The organism is Nonomuraea sp. JJY05 (genome assembly GCF_043496855.1).
In the GTDB taxonomy this organism is placed as follows: domain Bacteria; phylum Actinomycetota; class Actinomycetes; order Streptosporangiales; family Streptosporangiaceae; genus Nonomuraea.
This window is the reverse complement of record NZ_JBIEIS010000024.1, coordinates 15324-35938: the sequence shown is the minus strand read 5'-3', so window position 1 is coordinate 35938 and position 20615 is coordinate 15324. Positions and strand designations below refer to the sequence as shown.

The 20615-nt window shown below is 70.9% G+C and carries 18 protein-coding genes; 5 read left to right on the top strand and 13 right to left on the bottom strand.

From position 1 onward, the window contains the following. Positions 1–2: 2 nt before the first annotated feature. From ACFKCF_RS33600 to ACFKCF_RS33580, 5 genes are read right to left on the bottom strand one after another with little or no spacing between them, the layout of a single operon-like run. Positions 3–932 carry a cation diffusion facilitator family transporter gene (locus ACFKCF_RS33600; protein ID WP_394499302.1) on the bottom strand — a complete coding sequence of 310 codons (930 nt, stop codon included), beginning with the start codon at positions 930–932 and terminating at the stop codon, positions 3–5. A gap of 49 nt (positions 933–981) precedes the next feature. Continuing rightward, positions 982–2088, bottom strand: coding sequence for an SIS domain-containing protein (locus tag ACFKCF_RS33595; RefSeq protein WP_394499301.1), 1107 nt, complete (start codon positions 2086–2088; stop codon positions 982–984). Beyond that, the gene (locus ACFKCF_RS33590) at positions 2085–2252 is read right to left on the bottom strand and encodes a Trm112 family protein (RefSeq protein ID WP_080042874.1); all 168 of its coding nucleotides are present in this window, start codon (positions 2250–2252) and stop codon (positions 2085–2087) included. The genes ACFKCF_RS33595 and ACFKCF_RS33590 overlap by 4 nt, the downstream gene beginning before the upstream one ends. After that, positions 2249–3598 carry a phosphomannomutase/phosphoglucomutase gene (locus ACFKCF_RS33585; protein ID WP_394499300.1) on the bottom strand — a complete coding sequence of 450 codons (1350 nt, stop codon included), beginning with the start codon at positions 3596–3598 and terminating at the stop codon, positions 2249–2251. The genes ACFKCF_RS33590 and ACFKCF_RS33585 overlap by 4 nt, the downstream gene beginning before the upstream one ends. 43 nt (positions 3599–3641) lie before the next feature. Beyond that, positions 3642–4010: a DUF3499 domain-containing protein gene (locus tag ACFKCF_RS33580; RefSeq protein WP_185070975.1), complete on the bottom strand. Its 369-nt coding sequence runs from the start codon at positions 4008–4010 to the stop codon at positions 3642–3644. A gap of 652 nt (positions 4011–4662) precedes the next feature. Here ACFKCF_RS33580 and ACFKCF_RS33575 point away from each other — a divergent pair. Then, positions 4663–5022, top strand: a complete 360-nt coding sequence (locus ACFKCF_RS33575; protein ID WP_221519419.1) for a metallopeptidase family protein — start codon at positions 4663–4665, stop codon at positions 5020–5022. A 305-nt stretch (positions 5023–5327) separates the two neighbouring features. After that, on the top strand, positions 5328–5990 hold the full coding sequence (locus ACFKCF_RS33570; RefSeq protein ID WP_394499299.1) for an MOSC domain-containing protein: 663 nt from the start codon (positions 5328–5330) through the stop codon (positions 5988–5990). A 39-nt stretch (positions 5991–6029) separates the two neighbouring features. Here ACFKCF_RS33570 and ACFKCF_RS33565 read toward each other — a convergent pair whose 3' ends face one another. The 7 genes from ACFKCF_RS33565 to ACFKCF_RS33535 all read right to left on the bottom strand — a co-directional run bounded on the left by ACFKCF_RS33565 (position 6030) and on the right by ACFKCF_RS33535 (position 15536). Beyond that, positions 6030–6881: a pentapeptide repeat-containing protein gene (locus ACFKCF_RS33565; RefSeq protein ID WP_394499298.1), complete on the bottom strand. Its 852-nt coding sequence runs from the start codon at positions 6879–6881 to the stop codon at positions 6030–6032. Between the two features lie 688 nt (positions 6882–7569). Further along, positions 7570–7875, bottom strand: coding sequence for a DUF1905 domain-containing protein (locus tag ACFKCF_RS33560; protein WP_394499297.1), 306 nt, complete (start codon positions 7873–7875; stop codon positions 7570–7572). Between the two features lie 17 nt (positions 7876–7892). Further along, positions 7893–8276, bottom strand: coding sequence for a VOC family protein (locus ACFKCF_RS33555; protein WP_394499296.1), 384 nt, complete (start codon positions 8274–8276; stop codon positions 7893–7895). Between the two features lie 284 nt (positions 8277–8560). Continuing rightward, positions 8561–9865, bottom strand: coding sequence for a DUF5719 family protein (locus ACFKCF_RS33550; RefSeq protein WP_394499295.1), 1305 nt, complete (start codon positions 9863–9865; stop codon positions 8561–8563). Then, positions 9862–12678: a glycosyltransferase gene (locus tag ACFKCF_RS33545; protein WP_394499294.1), complete on the bottom strand. Its 2817-nt coding sequence runs from the start codon at positions 12676–12678 to the stop codon at positions 9862–9864. Before ACFKCF_RS33545 ends, ACFKCF_RS33550 begins: the two co-directional genes overlap by 4 nt. Before the next feature lie 117 nt (positions 12679–12795). Beyond that, positions 12796–13056: a WhiB family transcriptional regulator gene (locus tag ACFKCF_RS33540; protein ID WP_020546325.1), complete on the bottom strand. Its 261-nt coding sequence runs from the start codon at positions 13054–13056 to the stop codon at positions 12796–12798. A gap of 317 nt (positions 13057–13373) precedes the next feature. Beyond that, positions 13374–15536, bottom strand: coding sequence for a hypothetical protein (locus ACFKCF_RS33535; protein ID WP_394499293.1), 2163 nt, complete (start codon positions 15534–15536; stop codon positions 13374–13376). Positions 15537–15716: 180 nt separating this feature from the next. Between ACFKCF_RS33535 and cofD the strand changes: the two genes are divergently transcribed. The 3 genes from cofD (at position 15717) to ACFKCF_RS33520 (ending at position 18758) form a co-directional block, all read left to right on the top strand. Beyond that, positions 15717–16655, top strand: coding sequence for a 2-phospho-L-lactate transferase (gene cofD / locus ACFKCF_RS33530; RefSeq protein ID WP_394499292.1), 939 nt, complete (start codon positions 15717–15719; stop codon positions 16653–16655). Beyond that, positions 16652–17929, top strand: coding sequence for a coenzyme F420-0:L-glutamate ligase (locus tag ACFKCF_RS33525; protein WP_394499291.1), 1278 nt, complete (start codon positions 16652–16654; stop codon positions 17927–17929). The genes cofD and ACFKCF_RS33525 overlap by 4 nt, the downstream gene beginning before the upstream one ends. Positions 17930–18020: 91 nt before the next feature. Continuing rightward, a complete protein-coding gene (locus ACFKCF_RS33520) occupies positions 18021–18758 on the top strand; it encodes a lytic polysaccharide monooxygenase (RefSeq protein ID WP_394499290.1) in 738 nt (245 codons plus the stop codon). Between the two features lie 54 nt (positions 18759–18812). Here the strand turns inward: ACFKCF_RS33520 and ACFKCF_RS33515 are convergent, their stop codons facing one another. Next, positions 18813–20561: a substrate-binding and VWA domain-containing protein gene (locus ACFKCF_RS33515; RefSeq protein WP_394499289.1), complete on the bottom strand. Its 1749-nt coding sequence runs from the start codon at positions 20559–20561 to the stop codon at positions 18813–18815. Between the last annotated feature and the right edge of the window lie 54 nt (positions 20562–20615).

Below are 20615 nucleotides of genomic sequence, written 5' to 3'. Positions count from 1 at the left end.
CTTCAGGAGGCGGACGTGCTGCGCAGGCGGTCCAGGTCGGGCTCCAGGTAGATCACGCGGGCGATCGGCACGGCCTCGCGGATGCGGCGCTCGGCCTCGTCGATGCCCTTCGCGACCTCGGCCGCCGTGTCGTTGTACTCCACCGCGATCTTGGCCGCCACCAGCAGCTCCTCGGGACCCAGGTGCAGCGTGCGCATGTGGATGACCCTGGCCACCTCGGGCGAGCCCTCCAGGGCGGACCGGATCTGGGCCTCCATCTCGGGGGTGGCGCCCTCGCCGACCAGCAGCGACTTGGTCTCCATGGCCAGCACCACCGCGATCACGGCCAGCAGCACGCCGATCATCAGGGTGCCGATGCCGTCCCAGGTGCCGTCGCCGGTGACGACCGCCATCGTCACGCCGAACAGCGCGAAGATCAGACCGAGCAGCGCGCCCAGGTCCTCCAGGAGGATGACCGGCAGCTCGGGCGACTTGGACCGGCGGATGAACGAGACCCACGACTGCTTGCCGCGTACCTCGTTCGACTCCTTGATCGCCGTGCGGAACGAGAAGCTCTCGGCGATGATCGCGAAGATCAGCACCGCGAACGCCCAGATCGGCGCTTGCACCGGCTCCGGAGCGGAGAGCTTGTGGATGCCCTCGTAAATCGAGAACGCCGCGCCGATGGTGAACAGCACGACAGCCACCACGAAGGCGTAGAAGTAGCGTTCGCGGCCGTAGCCGAAGGGGTGTTCCTTCGTGCTGGCCCTGGCCGCCCGCTTGCCGCCCACCAGCAGCAGCACCTGGTTGCCCGAGTCGGCGACCGAGTGAATGCCCTCCGCCAGCATCGAGGACGACCCGGTGAAGAATGCGGCCACGAATTTGGACGCGGCGATTGCCAGGTTCGCGGTCAAGGCCGCAATGATCGCTTTAGTACCGCCGCTCGCGCTCACCGGTCTACTCCACTCATAAAGATCACGTACAAAGGCCTGAAAAGGGATCCTATTGCGAAATTCTGGCCTTCAGCTCAGTGATCGCTGACACAGGGGTCGGATCGACGGCATATCCCAGCGCCAGATACGTGCTCGCGTAGTCGCCGAGCGAGATCAGCGTGGCCATCCGTTCCAGCGGGTGCACGCCCTCCGCCGACAGCTCCGTCACCGGGACGTCGCGCTCTCGCGCCAGCCGTACCGACGCCTCGCGCCGCCGCGTCACCTGGGGATGCTCCTCGACGTCGCGCAGCACGACGAGCCGGAGCGTGCGCCCGGCGGAGTCGGCGAAGATGTCGCGCTCGGCCAGCGGCCCGTCGAGGACCTCGACCTGGTTGTGGCCGGCCTCGGGCAGCTCGCCGTGGGCGGCGGGGTATTTCGCGTTGGTGTTGAGCTGGCAGGCCAGCCGGTACGCCGCCACCGACGCGACCGGCGACGACCCCCAGATCATCGGCACGCTCTCGGCCAGGTCCATGGCGAGCGACTTGCCGGGGTTGATGAACGACTCGCTGGACGGCCGGCACCGGTGCGCCATGTCCTCCAGCGTCTTGGCCATCCGTTCGAACAGGTCGGCGTCGGCCTGGACGAGCCGCAGCGCGGCGGCGGCCACGATGACCGGGACGGCCAGCAGCCAGAGGCTCGACCTGGACTGGCCGGTGACCGGCACCGGCACGTAGATCGCCGATGCCTGGGTGGCGACGGCCTCCAGCGGGGAGCCGGGGGCGCCCACGCCGAGCAGCGCGCATCCGCGCCGCACGGCCTGGGTGGCGACGGACACCGTCTCCTCCGCGTCACCGGAGCCGGACACGGCCACGACCAGGTCCGTGGCGCCCACCCAGCCGGGGAGCTGGTAGGAGCGCAGCGTGACGATCGGCAGCGGCGCGCCGTTGCCGACGATCGCCGCCAGGATGTCGCCGACGATGCCCGAGCCGCCCACGCCCGCGACCACGATGGCGCGCGGCCGCCCGTGGTCGGCCAGGCGGTCGACGCGGGTCTCGACCGCGGTGCGATAGCCGGTGCGTACGTGCGCCGCCGAGGAGGCGACCGCCGGCAGCATCCCGCCGGGATCCGCCTCGCTGAGGTGGCGCTGGTCGTCGAGCCGCTCCGGCTCCCAGGTCACGGCTTCCTGGCCTCGTCGACGAGCAGGACGGGGATGTCATCCCGTACCGGATAGATCAGGCCGCAGCCCGTGCAGACCAGCTCCTCGGCCTCGTTCTCGGCGCGCAAGGGGGCCTTGCACGCCGGGCAGGCCAGGATCTCCAGCAGCCAGTCGTCGATCTTCACTCTGACACCCTTCCCACGATGGCGAGGACCTCGTCCCTGATCGCCCTCATTGTGCTCTCGTCGGCCGCCTCGGCGTTGAGCCTGAGCAGCGGCTCGGTGTTGGACGCCCGCAGATTGAACCACCAGCCCGACCCGGTCACGGTGAGCCCGTCGAGCTCGTCGAACTCTCCCCGAGCCGCGAACGCCTCCCGCACCCGCCGCAACGCCTCGCCCTGGTCCGCCACGGCGCTGTTGACCTCGCCGGAGGCGTGGTAGCGCGAGTAGGCCTCCACCACCTCCGACAGCGGACGCTCCTGCTCACCCAGCGCGGCCAGCACGTGCAGCGCGGCCAGCATCCCGGAGTCGGCGAACCAGAAGTCGCGGAAGTAGTAGTGGGCCGAGTGCTCGCCGCCGAAGACGGCTCCCGTGCGGGCCATCTCGGCCTTGATGAACGAGTGGCCGACCCGCGTGCGCACGGGCACCCCGCCCTGCTCGCGCACGATCTCGGGAACGGCCAGGGACGTGATCAGATTGTGGATGATCGTCGACCCGGGGTGTTTGGCCAGCTCCCGCGTCGCGACCAGCGCCGTGACGGCCGACGGCGAGACCGAGCGCCCCTGCTCGTCGATCACCCAGCACCGGTCGGCGTCACCGTCGAACGCCAGCCCGATGTCCGCCCCGCCCTCGACCACGGCCCGCTGGAGATCGACGAGGTTATGCGGCTCGATCGGATTGGCCTCGTGGTTGGGGAAGTTGCCGTCCAGCTCGAAGTAGAGCGGCGTCAGCTCGATCGGCAGGCCCTCGAACACGGCGGGGACGGTGTGCCCGCCCATGCCGTTGCCCGCGTCGACGACCACCTTCAGCGGCCTGATGCGCGACAGGTCGACGAGCGTGCGCAGGTGGTCGGCGTAGCCCTGCAGCAGATCCTTCTCGATCACCGACCCGCCGGGCGTGGCCGTGCCGCCCACCAGCTCGGCGGCCCTGTCACGGATGTCGACGAGCCCCGTGTCGCCGCCGATCGGCACCGCGCCGGCCCGGCACATCTTCATGCCGTTGTAGCGGGCGGGGTTGTGGCTGGCGGTGAACATCACCCCGGGCAGCCCCAGGCTGCCGCTGGCGTAGTAGAGCAGATCGGTGGAGCCCAACCCCGCGTGCACCACGTCCGCGCCACGCGAACGGGCGCCCCTGACGAACGCGTCGGACAGCGGACCGGAGGACTCGCGCATGTCGTGCGCGACCACGATCGACTCGGCCCCTGTCACCTCGACGAAGGCCGCGCCCACGGCCTCGGCGGTCGGCTCGTCGAGCTCGTCGGGCACCACTCCGCGAACGTCGTACGCTTTGAAGATCTTGGCGAGGTCGCCCACTCTCCAGCTCCGCCCTTGGGTCGATTCTCCTGCGTAATCGAGCCTACCGGTCGCGGTGCTGCTGAGCCGACCTCAGAACGCGCAGGTGCCCCCTGCGACCGACCTCCACGCCCTGACCGACCGGCTCACCCCCGCCGGGGGGCGTGGGCCGCGCGGCCTCCCTGACCGCGTTGGCCAGCGCCTCGAGGTCGTCGGAGCTCGGGGAGGCACCGTCCGTCGGCAGCCGTACCACCTCCCAGCCTCGGGGAGCGGTCAACCGCTCGGCGTGTTCGGCGCACAGGTCGTAACAGTGTGGCTCCGCGTACGTCGCCAGGGGGCCGAGAACAGCGGTCGAGTCGGCGTATACGTACGTGAGCGTGAAGACGGCAGGCTGACTGCAGGCGGTGCGGGAACAGCGGCGGACGGGGCTCACGGAGGGACCGTATCTGGTAAGTGTGCGAGGCGCCACTATCTGAGCGCTCTTAACGAGCGTGTCGCCACAATTCGGACACCTGTCGCAGCCTTTCCACCCACATGCCCCGAAGACACCGGCCCTCCGGACCTTGGGGGATCACGCAGAGGTGGTGAACGGTGACGCTTGATCAGAGCCTAAGGGGATCAACGCGTGGTGCGGAGCGGCAACGCCGCACCAGAGTCCCCAGAGCTCACCCTCCCGACCCCACTCCACCCGGCCACCGCGCCCTGGAGACGCCCGACACCGCGCCCCGGAGACGCCCCACACCACCGGGACACCGCGACACGGACGACGCCCCAGCACCCATCCCGACGCCGGGACACGGACAACACCTCAATGCCTCCGCCTCCGCCGACCCTCGCCTCCCCGTGGAGCCCCACCCTGCCCCCGCGGAACCGACACCACGGACCGACTCCCCGAACCTCTCGAGGTGCCGGCAACCACCCAGAACCTCCGAACATCACCCAGAGGCGCGGGGACGTGACACCATTCCTCAGAATCGACAGGCCATCCCCGTACACTTGCTTGCGTGACACAGAAGCGCGGTCCCAGACGGCGCGATCGCCACGGTCGCGGCCTCCGCGGCCCGCTCGCTCCCTCCCACGTGCCCATGGCCAAGTCCCGGAGCGAGCGCTTCGACGACCTCGTCCTGGACGCGGTCGACCGCCTCCGCCCCCGCTGGGAGCGCCAGCTGTCGGCGGTGGAGTTCGCGGTGGAGGAGGTCCCTCCGCTGAGCGAGCTCGGCGACGGCCCAAGCCTGGGCACCGACCCCATCCCCTTCGGCCGCGCCGACGCCGCAACCGGCCAGAACCCGGCGTCGATCGTGGTCTACCGCCGCCCCCTGGAAGCCCGGGCCAGAGACCGTGACACCCTGGGCGCCATGGTCCACGACACGGTGGTGGAACAGGTGGCCACCCTCCTGGGCCTCTCCCCCGAAACCGTCGACCCCGGCTACGACGACCGCCGCTGAACCCCGCAACTGCCTAGGCCTCCGCCAAGTCAAGGCGCTTCGCGCGAATCGGTTCCGAGTAGCTGGCCCGCCCCCTTTCCATCTCCCAACGGCGAGGTCCTCGCACCGGGGCGCGCTTCGCGATGGAGAGCTCAGGCAGCGCCCTATGGGAGCAAGCCCACACCCCGGGCGAAGGGTCTCCCGGCCCCTCGCGCTCCCCGCCCCCCGGCCAATTCCGCCATGGTGATCTTTGACCAGCGGATCGCTTCCAGGCCCTGGAGAAATCAGTCGCGAAAGCGTGGGTGGGAGCCGTACCGTCACGGTCTATGAGGCTCCTCTCCGTCAATATCGGCAGACCCCGGCCCAACCCCTGGAAGGGTCTGAGCGCGACGGGCATCGACAAGCGGCCCGTCGACGGCCCGGTCGCGGTGAGGGCCCCGGGTCCGAAGGGCACCGGTGAGGTCGGTCTCGCGGGCGATCGGGTGTACGACGTGAAGCACCATGGCGGCGTTCACCAGGCCGTCTACGCGTACGCCCGCGAGGATCTCGACACCTGGGAGGCCGAGCTGGACAGGCCGCTCACAAACGGCGTCTTCGGGGAGAACCTCACGAGCCTGGGTCTGGACGTCAACGGTGCCCTGATCGGTGAGCGCTGGCGGATCGGGTCGGACGTCGTCCTGGAGGTGGCGTGCGCGCGGATCCCGTGTGGGACCTTCCAGGGCTGGTTGGAGCGTGACGGCTGGATCAAGCGTTTCACGCAGGCTGCACGGCCGGGCGCGTATCTGCGCGTGATCGAGCCCGGTGATATCCACGCCGGCGATCCGGTCGAGATCGTGCACCGGCCCGATCATGACGTGACCGTCGCGCTCGTCTTCCGTGCGATGACCCTGGAGCCGGACCTACTGCCGCGACTGCTCGTCGCCGAGGCACTACCCCCAGAGGAGAAGGAACTGAGCCGCAGGCGCTCCGCGCAGAAGACCTCAGACTGACCCTGCGTTTCCGGTGCGCTCCCTCTGATTTTCCAGCTGTTACGAGCCCCGCCCTACGGACGGCCCTCCAGCCACACCAGCACTGTCAGCCGGAGTCGGCTTCACCGAATCGATGCCAACAGCCCCGGTGAGGTCGGCATCGCTGAGGTCCGCTCCGGAAAGGCTCGAGCCAGTCAGGTCGGCGTTCCGCAGGATGGCGCCGGCGAAGGTGGCTTCCGTGAGGTCGCATCCAGTGAGGATCGCGCCCTCGAGGTTGGAGCCGGCGAAGCAGAACCGGCTCAGGTCGTGCCCGGCCAGGTCGGCCGCCCGTAGGTCGATCTTCTCCAGTTCGATGCTGTCGCCCGGAAGAACCATCGTTCGTCGGCTGAGCACCGCCATCACCGCACCGATATCGTCGCGAAGCCCTCCGTGATAGCGCTTCCGTTCAAGGTCGACCTCCTGCATCGGGCGGCTCGGTGGCCACGGCGCGTGCAACCGGACGAAGGAGGCCAGCAGGGCGGCGGCGTGACCGCGATAATGCGGCGCGGCATACGCGATCTGCTCCATCGCATAGACACCGCCCATCCGGGTTCCGACGTGATCACTCGCCAACTGCTCGATGGCCTTGGTGAACAGGTCGATGAACTGTCCCTCCCTGCTCACCCGGATCTGGCGCAGCGTCATCACGGCGCCCAGCGCGACACTCCCCAGCGCCACCAGCGCAGCCAACGCCTGCAGCAAGGTCACCCGCACGTCGTTGATGGCTTTGAGCCGGTCACCGGCCGAGAACCCTGGCGCGCCGCTCCCAAGGTCCTGCCGGACAATCCAGGCGGGGAGAAAGAAGACACATGCGACGACCAGGACACCCACCACGACCCCGATCAGAGTCGTCAAGACAGCGCGCCGCTTCACAGCTCGAAGCATGACTGCACCACTCCGAAGTCACTCGCTGACGCAGAACCCTCATCGAACCCCAGGACGGTCATGGCTGACATCCTCCCTCTCCCAGATCGAGATCAGGTCAGATCGCGGCGACGCTGTCCGCGAGGCGCGCGGTAGGCAGATCCGCCGGGCTCCTCCACGCGACCGCGATGACCTCTTCGAGCTGCGGCGCGATCTGAGCGTCCGTCGCCCAGAAGGCGAAGCGGAAACGTGCAGGTGTGCGGGCTCGCGTTTGGCGAAATTGGCAGGGATTTCGTGAACGTCGATGTCCACAGGGACGATGTCGTGCGCAGGCCGGGGAGACGGCGTGCTGCCAGGTCGTGCTCGCTGTCCAGGGCCTCGCTCAGGAGGTGGACGTCAGCAGCGCCGTCGGGGTGAGCACCGAGGTAGCGCCCCAGAACGGCACTGATCTCCTCATGAGTGACGGTCATGGCACCCATAGAAGTCGGCCGGTCAGGCGGCCGCAATCGACTGCCGGAATCCGACTGAAACCTCCCGCGTGCCGGGACCGTAGTCTCATTGGCCAGTCGGACCAGGACTGAGACCAAGGCTTGGACGGCGAAGACGACGGGGCCGGATCCGCCACCCCGCCTGGTTGCCGTTCGCTGGGCCGCAAGGACCCGAGATGGCGACAGGCACTCGCGCTCTCTACAGGCCCTTACTTGATCCGCTCCAGCAGGCGAATGGTGACGCTGTCCCCAGGTCCCTTCCCGATCAGCTCCCGCACGTCGTTCTTCACGGGCAGCTTGTGCGTGCCATCCCCCAGCGCCATGAACGAGCTCCGGAACGGATGACCGTCGATGGTCCCCCGAATCTTCACCAACCCCCGCGTCCCGAAGAACTGGGCGGACCCGGGCATCACGACGTACGTCCACCCACCCTTGTTCGGGCTCTTCACCAGTGTCGCGGTGAACTCCTTGTCGAGCTCCTGAACCACGTCGTCCGCTCGCATGACACCACTCATCGCAGGTTCCCTCTCCGCTATTCGACGATCTTAAGGCCGTTGCCGTCCGGGTCGCGGAGGGCGAACATCGGCGGGACGCCCTCCCATCGCAGCAGCTCGTCCACGTCGGCCCCGCGCGCCACCAGCTCCTTGTGCAGGGACGCCGCGTCCGCCGTGCCGAGCCGGATGCCCGTCTCGACCCCGACCGCCGTCCCGGGAACCGACAGGATGAGCGCGATCGTGGTCGCCGCTCCCGGCGGTGCCACCTCGATCCATCGCCCGCCGAGCTGCTCGACGGGCGCGTCCAGCCGCTTCTCCAGTCCCAAGGTGCCCACGTAGAACTCGACGGCACGGTCCTGGTCGGTGACGGGGATACCGACGGTCCTGACGCCGGTGACCCCGGCACTCACTCGCTCGCCCACCTCGGGCCTCCTGTCGTTCGGTTCACCTGATTGGACTGGCGAACTGCCCGAAACTCATCGCTGGACGTTGAGGAGGCCGGCGTTGGTGCGAGCCCTTCCTCGGGCGGGGGCGTCGGTCAAGCGGTTGAGCCGGTGCACGGTCCATTCCAGTGGTCAACGGGCCAGGGCCGGGGAGCGCGAGGGGCCGGGAGGCCCCTCGCCCGGGGGCGTGGGGGCCTGCCCCCACAGGGCGCTGCCCGGAGCCGATCCGCGCGAAGCGCCTCGCTTGGCGGAGGTCCGTGCAGCTAAGGCGCAACCACGTTGGGGGTGTCGGTCAAGGGTGGGAGCAGGGTCCACAGGCGGGAAGGGGCCAAGGGCTGGGTGGTGAGCAGGAGGCCGGTTTCCAGGGGGTCCTCGATCACTCTCGCGCCGTAGACCTCCCCCGCGACCGGCGTGACCGCCAGCGCGTAATCCCCCTTCGGTTTCAGTTTGACGTTCTTGGTGCGACTCGCCGGTATCGACACCTCGAACGGCTCGTCCGGCCGGCCCTTCTCGGGTATCACCTGGATCCGCACCTTGCCGGGGCCGCCGACGGCCGTGAGGATCAGCTTCGAGCCCGGGCCGTTGCGGGCCACCGTGCTGCCCAGGTCCAGCGCCGGGGTGCCGGCGGTGAAGGCGACGTCCGAGCGGCCGCCCGTGCCCGTGACGACGAGGCCGGCCACGATCGGGGTGGATGAGGTGAGGACCAGGGCCGCCGGGGAGCCGCCGACGCCGGTGGTGACGTCCACGGCGGTCACGCTGCCGGCGGGCACCTCCAGGGACTCGCGGCCCTTCATGGCGTACTCGGCGTCCTCGCTCACCGCCTTGATCCGCACCTGGGCGTCGTTCTCGCCGGGGGCGGCGACCAGGAGTTCGCGCAGGCCGCCGCCCCCGGGGAGGCCGGGTACGACGACGCGGGTGGCGGGCGGGGCGGCGGCGGGGAGCCAGTCGACGCCGCCGGTCTCGAGGGTGGTCCTGGCGGCGACCGCCAGGCGGCCGAAGGCGGTGGTGACGCTCACGGCCATGATGTCCGCCGACGGAGCGATGGTCTTGAGGTCGATCTCGCGGTGTTCGCCGGGCGCGATCTCCAGGCCGGTGCCCTTGTCGCCCGAGATGGGGCCTTCCGCCGCATAGACCTGTACGTCCGCCAGGGCCGGCGCCTTGTCGGCGTTCGTGAGGTGCAGGCGGATGTCGGCGTTGGCGGGACCAGGGCCCACGAGCCACGTGGTGGGGGCGGGTTCGGTGCAGCGGACTCCCGCGAGGCCGCGGCCGGCGCCCTTGGTGGCTCGGGTGAGGTAGCCGGCCTCCAGCCCGCCGGGGCCTTTCGTCACGTACGGCTTGGCGTCGCGCATCGGCTCGTACGTGAGCGTGCCGGGCAGGTACACGCTGACCCGCTCACCCTTGGAGCCGGGGCACACCGCGGTGACCGACTCGACGGCGACTTTCCTGGGCTGCGGGGCGGCCGCCGCCGGAGGGGCCGGCCTGGTGACGTACGCGACGCCGTACAGGGCCGCGAGTGCCACGACGACCAGCGCCAGCAGCCCGAACCGGTTCTCCACGAACGCCTTCATCGCCCACCCGCCACGTTCACGGCCACTCTGGCGGCGACCGCCGGCGTCGTCTCCACGGCCTCGGGGGCGCTCTCGCGCCGCCCCGGCGCCGCCAGCACCGCGATCACCAGCACCAGCACCGCCTGCGTCCACAGCCACGGCGTGTGCAGGGCGCTGACCGGCTGGGCGGGTACGCGGGCCACCGGCTCGGCCAGCCGCCACAGCCCGCCCGCCTCCGACAGGCTCATGCGCGCCAGCGACGGCTGCGAGTCGAGCGTTCTGGCGAGTTCGGCGGAGACGGGCGGCGCCACGGCCACCATGCCCACGCCGAGCCTGCCCAGTGTGGCCGCGTCGCCGCCGCGTCCGCCGACCAGGCCCTGGACCGCCGTCCCCAGGCGGGTGCGGGCCTCGGACGCGATCGGGAGCTCCGATTCGCCGATCAGCGGGGTACGGCCGTGCAGCACGGTGAAGGCGGAACCCCTGATCACCAGCGTGCGTTCCCCCTGCGTGGTACGGGCGGCGGCCAGCACGGGCAGCACGTCCGGCGCGTCACCCACGAGCGGTCCCCGCACCCCGGTGGCGACCCAGTATCCGGCCGCCAGCAGCGGCGTGCTGAACGCCACCGCGGCCACCGCCATCGCCCCCAGCCGCCGCAGCCCTCCCCCGGCGCGCAGCTCGGCCAGCCGGTGGGCGGTCAGGCCCACCAGGACCACGAGCCCGGTCCCCGCGAACGCCAGCGGGACCCCCGGCCAGGCCCGCGCGCCTTCGACGGTGACCCGGCTGACCAGGATCGCCGCCAGCACCCCGTACAGGGTGATGCCCCAGCCGATGGCGACGATCATCCGCTGGCGGCGCATGAGGAGCGCGGCCAGCGCCGCGGCCACCAGGCCCCCGGTCACCCAGAACGGCGGCAGCCCCGGCCCTCCCGGGCTGAGCGCCAGCAGCGACTCGGGGGCGAGCGCGGCGTCCACCAGGGCCGGATCGTGCAGCCCCGCTTCGAGCAGGATCTTGCCCGGGGCGGTCACCAGCCCCGCCAGCCAGGGGAAGAGCAGCAGCAGCGGCACCACCAGCGCGATGGCCATCGAGGTCACCACGCCGCGGAACGCGACTGCCGCCAGCACCCCCAGCACGGCGAAGAGCGGATAGACCAGGGGCGCGAACGCCGTCCCCACGGCCAGCAGCAGCCCGAGCGCCCACGCGGCCCGGCGGGCGCGGCGGCGTTCGCCGGACAGCACCACCGTCCCGAGCGAGGCGTAGAGCGGCATCAGCACGAACACCACCGCCGTGCCCAGCCGTCCGGCCGCGATCGCTCCCGTCGCGACGGGCAGCAGCGCGTACGTCCCCGCCGCCCAGGCCCGCGCGGGCACCGCCGGGATGACGTGCCGGGTGGCCAGGTACGCCGTCGCGCCCGCCAGCGGCACCGAGCCGAGCAGCAGCACGGACACGGCCAGCCACGTCTTGCCGAACGCGAGCGTGGACAGGGCCGCGAGCACGGCGACGTACGGAGGCGCCCAGGCGTTCGAGCCGAGCCCGATGTCGTGGAAGCCCTCGGTGTAGAAGGCCCACAGGTCGCCGGCGCCACCCGTGACCGGGACGAGGGCGCCGCCGCCGAGCCGTGGGCCGCCGAGGAGTGAGCGTTCGGCGACCAGCGCGACCGCGGTCAGCGCGAGCATGAGGACGACGCCCGGGCGGCTGAGGAAGCGCTTGACCGCCCCCGTGTCCGCCGGGGCGACCTCGTACTCGTCTTCGGTGGAGACGGTGGCGTGGTGGTGGCGGCCCGCCGAGTCCACGGGCGCCTCGCCGGCGAGGAAGCTTTGCACCATGTCGGTGAGCCGCCGCCAGGCCGCACCCCGAGGGGTCATATACCGCTTTATGCGGATATATCCCTTCTTGCGCCCGTTACGGCGGGCCCGGCGCGCCCGCAGCAGCCGGAACGGATGCAGCAGGATCGACGCCATCGCCACCATCTCGTCCAGCGCGTTCGCGGGCTGCTTGCTCACCACGAACAGCGCCGTGCGGAAGGCCGAGCCGAGCACGTTCCGCAGCAGCGCCCAGAGCATGGCGCCGAACGGCAGGTTCGCCATCACCACGAAGATCGCGTTACGCCGGTCCAGCCTGCGGGGATGGTCGCCGCTGACCGTGATCCTGCGCCGCCTGCGCGCCGCCGCCTCGGCGTGCCAGGCCACGGCGGAGGTCACGTTCAGGACCTTGTGCCCGGCGTTGCGCACCCGCCAGCACAGGTCGAGGTCGTCGCGGAACAGCGGGAAGAACGGATCCAGCCCGCCGACCCCCTCCCACACGTCCCTCCGGATGAGCATCCCGGCCGTGGACACCGACAGCACGTCCCGCGTCCCGTCGTGCTGCCCCTGGTCGAACTCGCGCGGCTCCAGCCCTGTCTCCCTGCGCCCGGTACGGCCCACGGTGACGCCCACTTCGAGCAGGCGCCGGCGGTCGAGCCAGTCGAGCAGCTTCGGGCCCAGCACGGCGGCCTTCGGATCCTGCGCCGCCGCGGTGAGCAGCATCTCCAGCGCGCGTCTGTCGGGGGCGCAGTCGTCGTGCAGGAGCCAGATCCACTCGTCGCTTCCGGCGGGCGGCAGTTTGGTGAGGACTTCGGCGACGGACTCGCCGAAACCGGTGGAGCGCGGCAGGGAGATCAGGTTGCCGCGGCCGAACGCCTGGGCGAGCAGGTCGGCCGAGCCGTCCCTGCTGCCGTTGTCGACGCCGGCCACGCGGTCCGGCCTGCGACTCTGGTTCACCAGAGCACGCAGCGTCTCCCCCAGCCAGCGCGCGCCGTCGTGAGCGACGACGATCACGGTGACGTAGGGACGTGACATGGGCGGATGCTCCTGAGGGGGGTTGAGCAGGCGCGCCCACCATATACCTGTGACAGGGGGGACAGCAGATGCGAAAAGGGTCACGCGTTCGACCGCGTGACCCTTCCGCCCATATACCTAAACGGCCTGGCGCTTGATCCGTCTGCGCTCCCGCTCGGACAGCCCACCCCAGATGCCGAACCGCTCATCGTGCTCGAGTGCGTATTCAAGACACTCTGCACGGACCTCACACGATCGGCAGACCTTCTTGGCCTCTCTGGTGGAGCCGCCCTTCTCCGGGAAGAACGCCTCCGGATCCGTCTGCGCGCACAACGCGCGCTCCTGCCAGCCGAGTTCTTCAGCGTCAAGCTGATCCTGTGCGATGACCGGATCGGTCACTGCACACCTCCCTGCCGCCCGCCCGCAATGGAGCCCCCCATGGACGCCTTCCTTATTACCCACCCATCGGAAGGCGTAACAACATGGTTGTAATTACACGCGTGTGCTGTAGCTGACGTCAAGCGGCATGCAGCTATCCGGGGAAAGACCAGAGCTCGCCCCGGTGTGCTTGGCATGTGATGTTCACGCCCGGCCGACACCCTTTTGCGCGCGGCGTCGTAAGGCTCGTTCAACCTGTCAGCGGTCCGAACCGTACCAGGGCGGGATAGACACCCGCCCAGGCCCCACCTTCTCTCTAGTCGTTCATTACCGGTCCGTTACCTGCGGGGCTCGTTGGGGGTGTATATGGCCGTCGGGTCGATCGGGTCGTCTCCCGGGCGGGTGCCGTAGCCGCCGCCGAAGGTGGAGTCGAGCCGCATCGTCGCGTCGCCGACAGGCTCCGCCTGCTGCTGGGGCCAGGGCTGCTGCTGTTGCGGCGCCTGGTGGGTGGGCTGGTACTGGCCCTGCTGGGGCTCGTACCCACCCTGCGGCGGGTGCTGGGAGTGCTGGGGGTGGCCGAACGGGTCGTCGTACGACCTGGGCGCCGCCTGGCTGGAGTAGTCGGGCACGCGCAGCTCGGGCTGAGTGCCCGCAGTGGAGTGCTGGGCCGTGGAGTGCTGGCCGGTGGAGTGCTGGTACGTCTCCGCCTGCTGGTAGGCGTCCAGGAGCTGCTGGGACCGCGGGTCCACGGGCGGGTCGGGCTCCTGGTACGCGGGCGGGGTGGCGTACTCGCGGCCCGAGTAACCGGTGAACGGCTGGCCGCCCTGCTGGTCGAAGGCGCTCTGGCCGAAGTACGGCTGCTGCTGCTGTTCGGCGGCCGGCGGGTAGGGGACGCTCGGCGCGGTGTCGCCGGCCGGCGTCGGGAAGGCCTGGTCGGCGAACGCGTTGGGCGCGGGCTCCTGGGGCGCGTACGGGTTCGGACGGTCCGCGGGCGGCGCGTAGGGATTGGGCTGGTCCGCGGGCGGCGCGTACGGGCTGGGCTGCTGATCCGCGGGCGAGGCGTAGGAATTGGGCTGCTGGTCCGCGGCCGGGGCGTAGGGGTTGGGCTGGTCGGTCCCGGGCGGCGCGTACGGGTTGGGGCTGGGCTGGCCGTAGACGCTCGGCTGGCTGTCGGCCGGGACGTACGGGGCGGGCTGGTACTCGACGGCCGGCGGGGTGGAGTACTCCGGGACCGAGGGGGCCGTGTCGGCGGGGGCGTAGGCCGACGGGGCGAAGCCCTGCGGAGCGTAGGCCTGGTCCGGCTGGCCCTGCTCCGGCGAGCCGAAGCTCGGCGGTGCATAGGCCTGGTCGGGCTGCCCGGGCCCGAAGCCCTGCGAGGCGAAGGACGGCTCGGGCTGGCTCTGCTCCCCCGGCCCGAAGCCCGGGGCGGAATAGGCCTGGTCGGGCTGCCCCGGCCCGAAGCCCTGGGGGGCGAAGGACGGCTCTGGCCGGCCCTGGTCGCCCTGTCCGAAGCTCTGCGGGGCGTAAGCCTGGTCCGGCTGGCTCTGCTCCGACGGGCCGAAGCTCGGCGCGGAGTAGGGCTGCTCGGGCTGGCTCTGGTCCGAGGGGGCGGCCGGCAGGGCACCCCTGATCACGTGCGGCTGGGGCTGCGCGGCGGCGGCCTGGGGCTCCGGTTGCGCGCCCTGGGGCTCGGGCTGGCCGCCGAAGCTCGGAGGCTGCTGGCCGTACTGGCCCGACGGGGGTTGCTGGCCGTAGCCGGGCTGCTGGCCGGACGGGGGCTGATGGCCGTAGCCGGGCTGCTGGCCGGACGGCGGCTGCTGGGTGAAGCCCGGCTGCGTGCCGGGCTGCGGGCCGTACGCGCCCGAGGGCGGCTGCTGGCCATAAGGGGCCTGGCCGAAGCCGGGAGCCTGCTCGGGCTGCCCGAAACCGGGGCCCGGCTGAGGCTGGTCGGGCTGGCCGAAGTTCTGTGGGTCGGGCTGGCCGAACTGCTGGCCCTGGTCGGGCTGGCCGAACTGCTGGGGTTGCTGCCAGGGCGCCTGCTGGCCGAGGTTCGGGTGGTGGTAGACCTGCGCGGCGGGCCGCTCCGGCAGGATCTGCGGGAGCAGGTACACCAGCGCGACGGCGGTCAACGCGATGGAGGGCACACCGAGGAGCACCAGCTGCATCATCACCCAGAGGGGGAGCCCGGAGAACAGGCCGAGGATCAGCGACAGCATGCCGAACACCGTGGCCAGCACCAGCCCGACCGCCGACCCGTACATGATCGGCTTGGCCTTGGGCGACGGTTCGCCGACCTTGGTGACCAGCAGTACGGCTCCGAGCAGCAGCGCGGGCACGACGGGGTTCACCAGGTCCAGGACGTTGGCCGCTGCATTCCTCGGCAGGGACGACGACGAGCCGACCAGGACGTCGCCGACCGTCAGCAGCACGGTCAGCAAGCCGAGGACGAGCATGATCCATGCGCCTGGCTCCTTAAGCCGGGCGACGTCAAATTTGCTCACATGTACCCCCATCGGACCCTTTAGCCCGAAGGGAGTTTGCCACATGACTGACTTGGGTGGCGGGGGTCCCAGGAACCTCCTACATCCCAATTCGGCCTACACCTGGCACTTCTCCCAAAACAAGTGGGGTAAAACCACTCCCGAGACGGGGTTGTCAGGGGCCGGTGGAAGACTGGCGGCATGCACATCGTGTCACTCGCCGGCGGCATCGGCGGCGCCCGTTTCCTGCGCGGACTGCGCGCGACCGCGCCGGATGCCACCATCACCGTCATCGGCAACACGGGTGACGACATCACCCTGTTCGGCCTGCGGGTCTGCCCCGACCTCGACACCGTGATGTACACCCTGGGCAACGGCATCGACGAGGAGCAGGGCTGGGGGCGCGCCAAGGAGTCCCACGTCGTCAAGGAGGAGCTGGCCGCGTACGGCGTGGAGCCGCAGTGGTTCGGGCTCGGCGACCGCGACTTCGCCACCCACATCGTGCGCTCCCAGATGCTGGAGGCCGGCTACCCCTTGTCCGAGATCACGCAGGCGTTGTGCACGCGCTGGCAGCCCGGCGTGCGGCTGCTGCCGATGAGCGACGACCGCTGCGAGACCCACGTGGTGATCGAGGACGAAAACGGCAAGCGCGCCATCCACTTCCAGGAGTGGTGGGTGCGGCTGCGCGCCTCGGTCCCGGCGCAGTCGTTCGCGCTGGTGGGGGCCGACACGGCCAAGCCCGCGCCGGGCGTGCTCGACGCGATCGAGCAGGCCGACGTGGTCATCCTGCCGCCGTCCAACCCGGTCGTGAGCATCGGCACGATCCTGCAGGTCCCGGGCATCCGCGAGGCCCTGCTGCCCAAGACCGTGGTCGGGGTCTCGCCCATCATCGGCGGGGCGCCGGTCAGGGGCATGGCCGACGCCTGCCTGACCGCCATCGGGGTGGAGACGACGGCGCAGGCCGTGCTCGACCTGTACGGCTCTGAGCTGATCGACGGGTGGCTGGTCGCGGAGGAGGACGAAGGGGTCGCGCTCGACGGCGTACGGGTGATCGCCCGGCCGATCCTCATGCACGACGCCGACGCCGCCGCCGGCATCGCCCGCACCGCGCTCGACCTGGCCCAGGAGCTCGCCCGATGACTGCCGCTCCCCGGCGGTTCGAGGTGATCGCCGTCGAGGGCATCGGCGAGGTGCGGCCCGGCGACGACGTCGCGGCGCTGCTCAAGGACGCCGGCCTGCGGGACGGCGACATCGTCGTCGTCACGTCCAAGATCGTGAGCAAGGCCGAGGGCCGCGTGCGCCGGGCGCCCGACCGCGTCCAGGCCATCGAGGACGAGACCGAGCGCGTGGTGGCCAGGCGGGGCGACACCGTGATCTCGCAGACCCGCCACGGCTTCGTCATGGCCGCCGCCGGGGTCGACGCCTCCAACACCGAGCCGGGCACCGTGCTCCTGCTCCCCGAAGACTCCGACGCCTCGGCCAGGCGCATCAGGAAGGGCCTGGCCGTGCGGGCGGGCGTGATCGTCTCCGACACCTTCGGCCGCCCGTGGCGCCACGGGCTCACCGACGTGGCCATCGGCGTGGCGGGCGTGCGCCCGCTCGACGACTTCCGCGGCACCTCCGACGGCTACGGCAACGAGCTCAACGCCACCGTCACCGCGCTGGCCGACGAGCTCGCGGGCGCGGCCGAGCTGGTCAAGGGCAAGCTGAGCGGGGTCCCGGTGGCGATCGTGCGCGGGCTGTCCCACCTGGTCACCGACGACGACGGGCCCGGGGTCAGGCCGCTGGTGCGCCCGGCCGACGACGACCTGTTCCGCTACGGGTCGCGGGATGTCGTGTTCGCCCGCCGTACCATCAGGGAGTTCTCGGACCAGCCGGTCGATCCGGAGAAGGTGCGCAGGGCGGTCGCGGCGGGCATCGCCGCGCCCGCGCCGCACCACACGACCCCTTGGCGGTTCGTGCTGGTCGAGTCGCCGGAGACGCGCACCAAGCTGCTCGACGCCATGCTCGAGGCGTGGATCGAGGACCTGCGCGGCGACGGGTTCACCGAGCAGTCGATCGCCAAGCGGATCAAGCGGGGCGACGTGCTGCGTGACGCGCCCTGTTTGATCGTGCCGTGCCTGGTGATGGAGGGCTCCCACACCTATCGCGACGATCGGCGCAACGCGTCGGAGCGGGAGATGTTCGTCGCGGCGGCCGGCGCCGGGGTGGAAAACCTTCTCATCCAGCTCGCCGTCGAGGGGCTGGGCTCGGCGTGGGTGTCGTCCACGATGTTCTGCCGCCCGGTAGTCCGCGAGGTGCTCGACCTGCCCGCCTCCTGGGACCCGATGGGCTGCGTGGCCGTCGGGCACGCGGCCGCCCCGCCGCGCGATCGCGCGCCCCGCGACCCGGACGACTTCATCGTCACCCGCTGACCGCGGCCGAAAGGGTGGGTCAAACGGGCATTTACCGTTAGGAAAGTTTCCTTTACATTTGGGGCATCCCCCCATGTGAAGGAGCAACTTCATGAGAAGGACGCTCACGTCAGTCGCCGTGGTGGTGATCGCGGTCGCCACCACGGTGTTCAACACGGCGCCGGCGTTCGCGCACGGCTACGTCAACTCCCCGCCCAGCCGGCAGGCCAACTGCGCCCAGGGCAAGGTGCCCAGCTGCGGCAACATCATCTACGAGCCGCAGAGCGTGGAGGGCCCGAAGGGGCTGCGCAGCTGCCACGCCAACCTGTCCCAGTTCGCGCAGCTCAGCGACGAGAGCAAGCCGTGGCCGGCCGCCCAGGTGGGCACCACGGTGACCTTCAACTGGACGTTCACCGCGAGGCACGCCACGCTCAACTACGAGTACTACATCGGCAGCACGCGGGTCGCCGTCTTCGACGGCCACGGCCGGCAGCCGCCCGCGACGGTCTCGCACACGGTCAACCTGTCCGGCTACTCGGGCCGGCAGAAGGTCCTGGCGATCTGGAACATCTCCGACACCACCAACGCCTTCTACTCCTGCATCGACCTGCAGATCGGCGGCGGTGGCGGCAACCCGACCCCGACGCCCACCCCGACCGTCACGCCGACCCCCAACCCGACGCCCACGCCCACTCCCACGACGCCGTCGGGCTCGTGGAAGGCCGGCACCGCGTACGCGGTCGGCAGCACCGTCACCTACAACGGCGTCACCTACCGCTGCATCCAGGCCCACACCGCGCTGGCCGGCTGGGAGCCGCCCAACGTCCCGGCGCTCTGGCAGCGCGTCTAGCCCGTCCAGCCCGTCTAGCCCTCAGGGGGCGTTCCGCCGGGAGCGCCCCCTTACTCAGGTGGTCGGCTTGCAGGTGGGGTGGCAGAGCCGGCGGGCCAGGGCGCCGAGGAAGACGTCGATGATCTCCCCCGGTTCCTGGGCCTCGTGCAGCGAGCCGTTCGTGGCGGCCGTGATCCGCGACAGGCTGTCGTGATCGACGCCCTTGCCGAAGGCGATGATGATGATCTGTACGGGCTTGTCGGGGTTCCACTCGCGCCGCAGCTTGTCGAGGAGTTCCGGGAGCTTCGTGCCCTTGCCGTCGTCCTTGCCGGCCGTGATCACCAGGAGCGCGTTGTTCATCTCCTCGCGGTACTCGCTGGTGACCTTGCGGAAGCCGCCGAGTATCGCGTCGTAGAGCGAGCTGTCCAGGGTGGGATGGGCGGTGATCGTGCCGGTCAGCTCGGCGAGGCGGCTCTTGCGTACCACCTGTCCGGTCTGGGGCTCGTTGATCGGGCCGAGCCCGACCCGCTCCCGGTAGGGCTTGACGCCGCCCAGCCGCTCGGCGAACTCCCACAGGCCCATGTGCGTCGAGTCAGGGAAGAGCTGCAGCCCGATCTTGGCCGCGTCCAGCGCGATGCTGATCCTGGTGCTGCCGTTCAGCGGCTCGGCCATGTGCTTGGAGGTGTCGGCCAGGACGAGGATGTTCGTCGGCGGGGCCAGCCGGCTCCAGGCCCGCAGCGCCTCGTCGATGTCCTGCGGCGACACCGACGACCTGGTCTTCGGGGTCTCCGAGGGGATCTGCGGCCCCGGCGAGATCGGGCCCAGGGTGCCGTCGCCCGACCTGAACCCCGCCCGCCGGACGATCTCCTGCGCCTGCGAGCCCTTCAGCCAGCCGGCGAAGACCGTGGACGCCTCGGCCACCGTGGGGTCGGTGGCGGTGACGACGTACGGGTAGTCGAGGTTGATCGTGCCCTCACGCGGGTGCAGCGCGACGACCGGGTCGGCGGAGGGGCGCAGGTTGTGGTTCCAGACCGACTGCTCGGGGACGATGACCACCGGACGCTGCCAGAACGTGTGGTCGTCGACCGCCGCCAGCATGCTGCGGTAGTCGGGGGCGGAGCCGGCCTGCGCCCACCGTACGAACGCGGTCAGCGCCTTGTCCGCCGCCGGCCCCGCGCCGACGACGTCCCTGGCGGCGGCCACGGTCGCGATGCCCGCCCCGGCCAGCGACGGGTCCGGTACGCGTACGACGTCCGGCTCGTTCGAGTTGGGCGTCAGCCGCCCGCGCACGGTCGCGGGGAAGACCATGCGCCAGTTCATCTCGGTCTTGCCCACGGAGAAGCGCTGGGCCAGCGACGAGCGGGTCGCGAACACCAGCGGCGAGGTCGCCACCACGCTCTCACCGGCGGGCAGCGCGCTCGCGCCCTGCTGGCGGGCCAGCCTGATCCAGGCCGACGAGTCCGCGATCCACCCGTCGGGCCGCTCGCGCAGGACGCCCGCGCGGTCACCGATCAGCGTGCGCAGGACGGTGGCCGGCGACTGCTCGGTCACCTGGACCAGCACGCACCGGCCACCCACGGACGTCTTGGTCTCGTTGAACCGCTCGGCGGCCTCCATGACCGCCGGGGCCACGTCGACCGCGGCCGCGACACTGACCAGAACAGGCTCTCGTGTGCTGCACAGCAGGCCGCCACCGCCGAACACCACCACGAGGCCGGCGGCCACGATGGCCAGGGCGGTGACGCCCGCCAGCATGCCGCGCCGGAAAGCCTTCCTGCGTCGCTGCTCAGCGGGCAGCGGCGCGCGGTGCCGACCTAACCGCACGGTGAACCTCTCTCCCAGGGGAGTGATGATTCTTCCAGCGCCTCCCATGGCGGG

What these genes read in the sequence shown, in the direction of transcription:
- ACFKCF_RS33570 (WP_394499299.1), top strand. Translation starts at nt 5,328, where the DNA reads ATGAGGCTCCTCTCCGTCAATATCGGCAGACCCCGGCCCAACCCCTGG.
- cofD (WP_394499292.1), top strand. Translation starts at nt 15,717, where the DNA reads ATGCACATCGTGTCACTCGCCGGCGGCATCGGCGGCGCCCGTTTCCTG.
- ACFKCF_RS33520 (WP_394499290.1), top strand. Translation starts at nt 18,021, where the DNA reads ATGAGAAGGACGCTCACGTCAGTCGCCGTGGTGGTGATCGCGGTCGCC.
- ACFKCF_RS33560 (WP_394499297.1), bottom strand. Translation starts at nt 7,875, where the DNA reads ATGAGTGGTGTCATGCGAGCGGACGACGTGGTTCAGGAGCTCGACAAG.
- ACFKCF_RS33545 (WP_394499294.1), bottom strand. Translation starts at nt 12,678, where the DNA reads ATGTCACGTCCCTACGTCACCGTGATCGTCGTCGCTCACGACGGCGCG.
- ACFKCF_RS33525 (WP_394499291.1), top strand. Translation starts at nt 16,652, where the DNA reads ATGACTGCCGCTCCCCGGCGGTTCGAGGTGATCGCCGTCGAGGGCATC.
- ACFKCF_RS33550 (WP_394499295.1), bottom strand. Translation starts at nt 9,865, where the DNA reads ATGAAGGCGTTCGTGGAGAACCGGTTCGGGCTGCTGGCGCTGGTCGTC.
- ACFKCF_RS33575 (WP_221519419.1), top strand. Translation starts at nt 4,663, where the DNA reads ATGGCCAAGTCCCGGAGCGAGCGCTTCGACGACCTCGTCCTGGACGCG.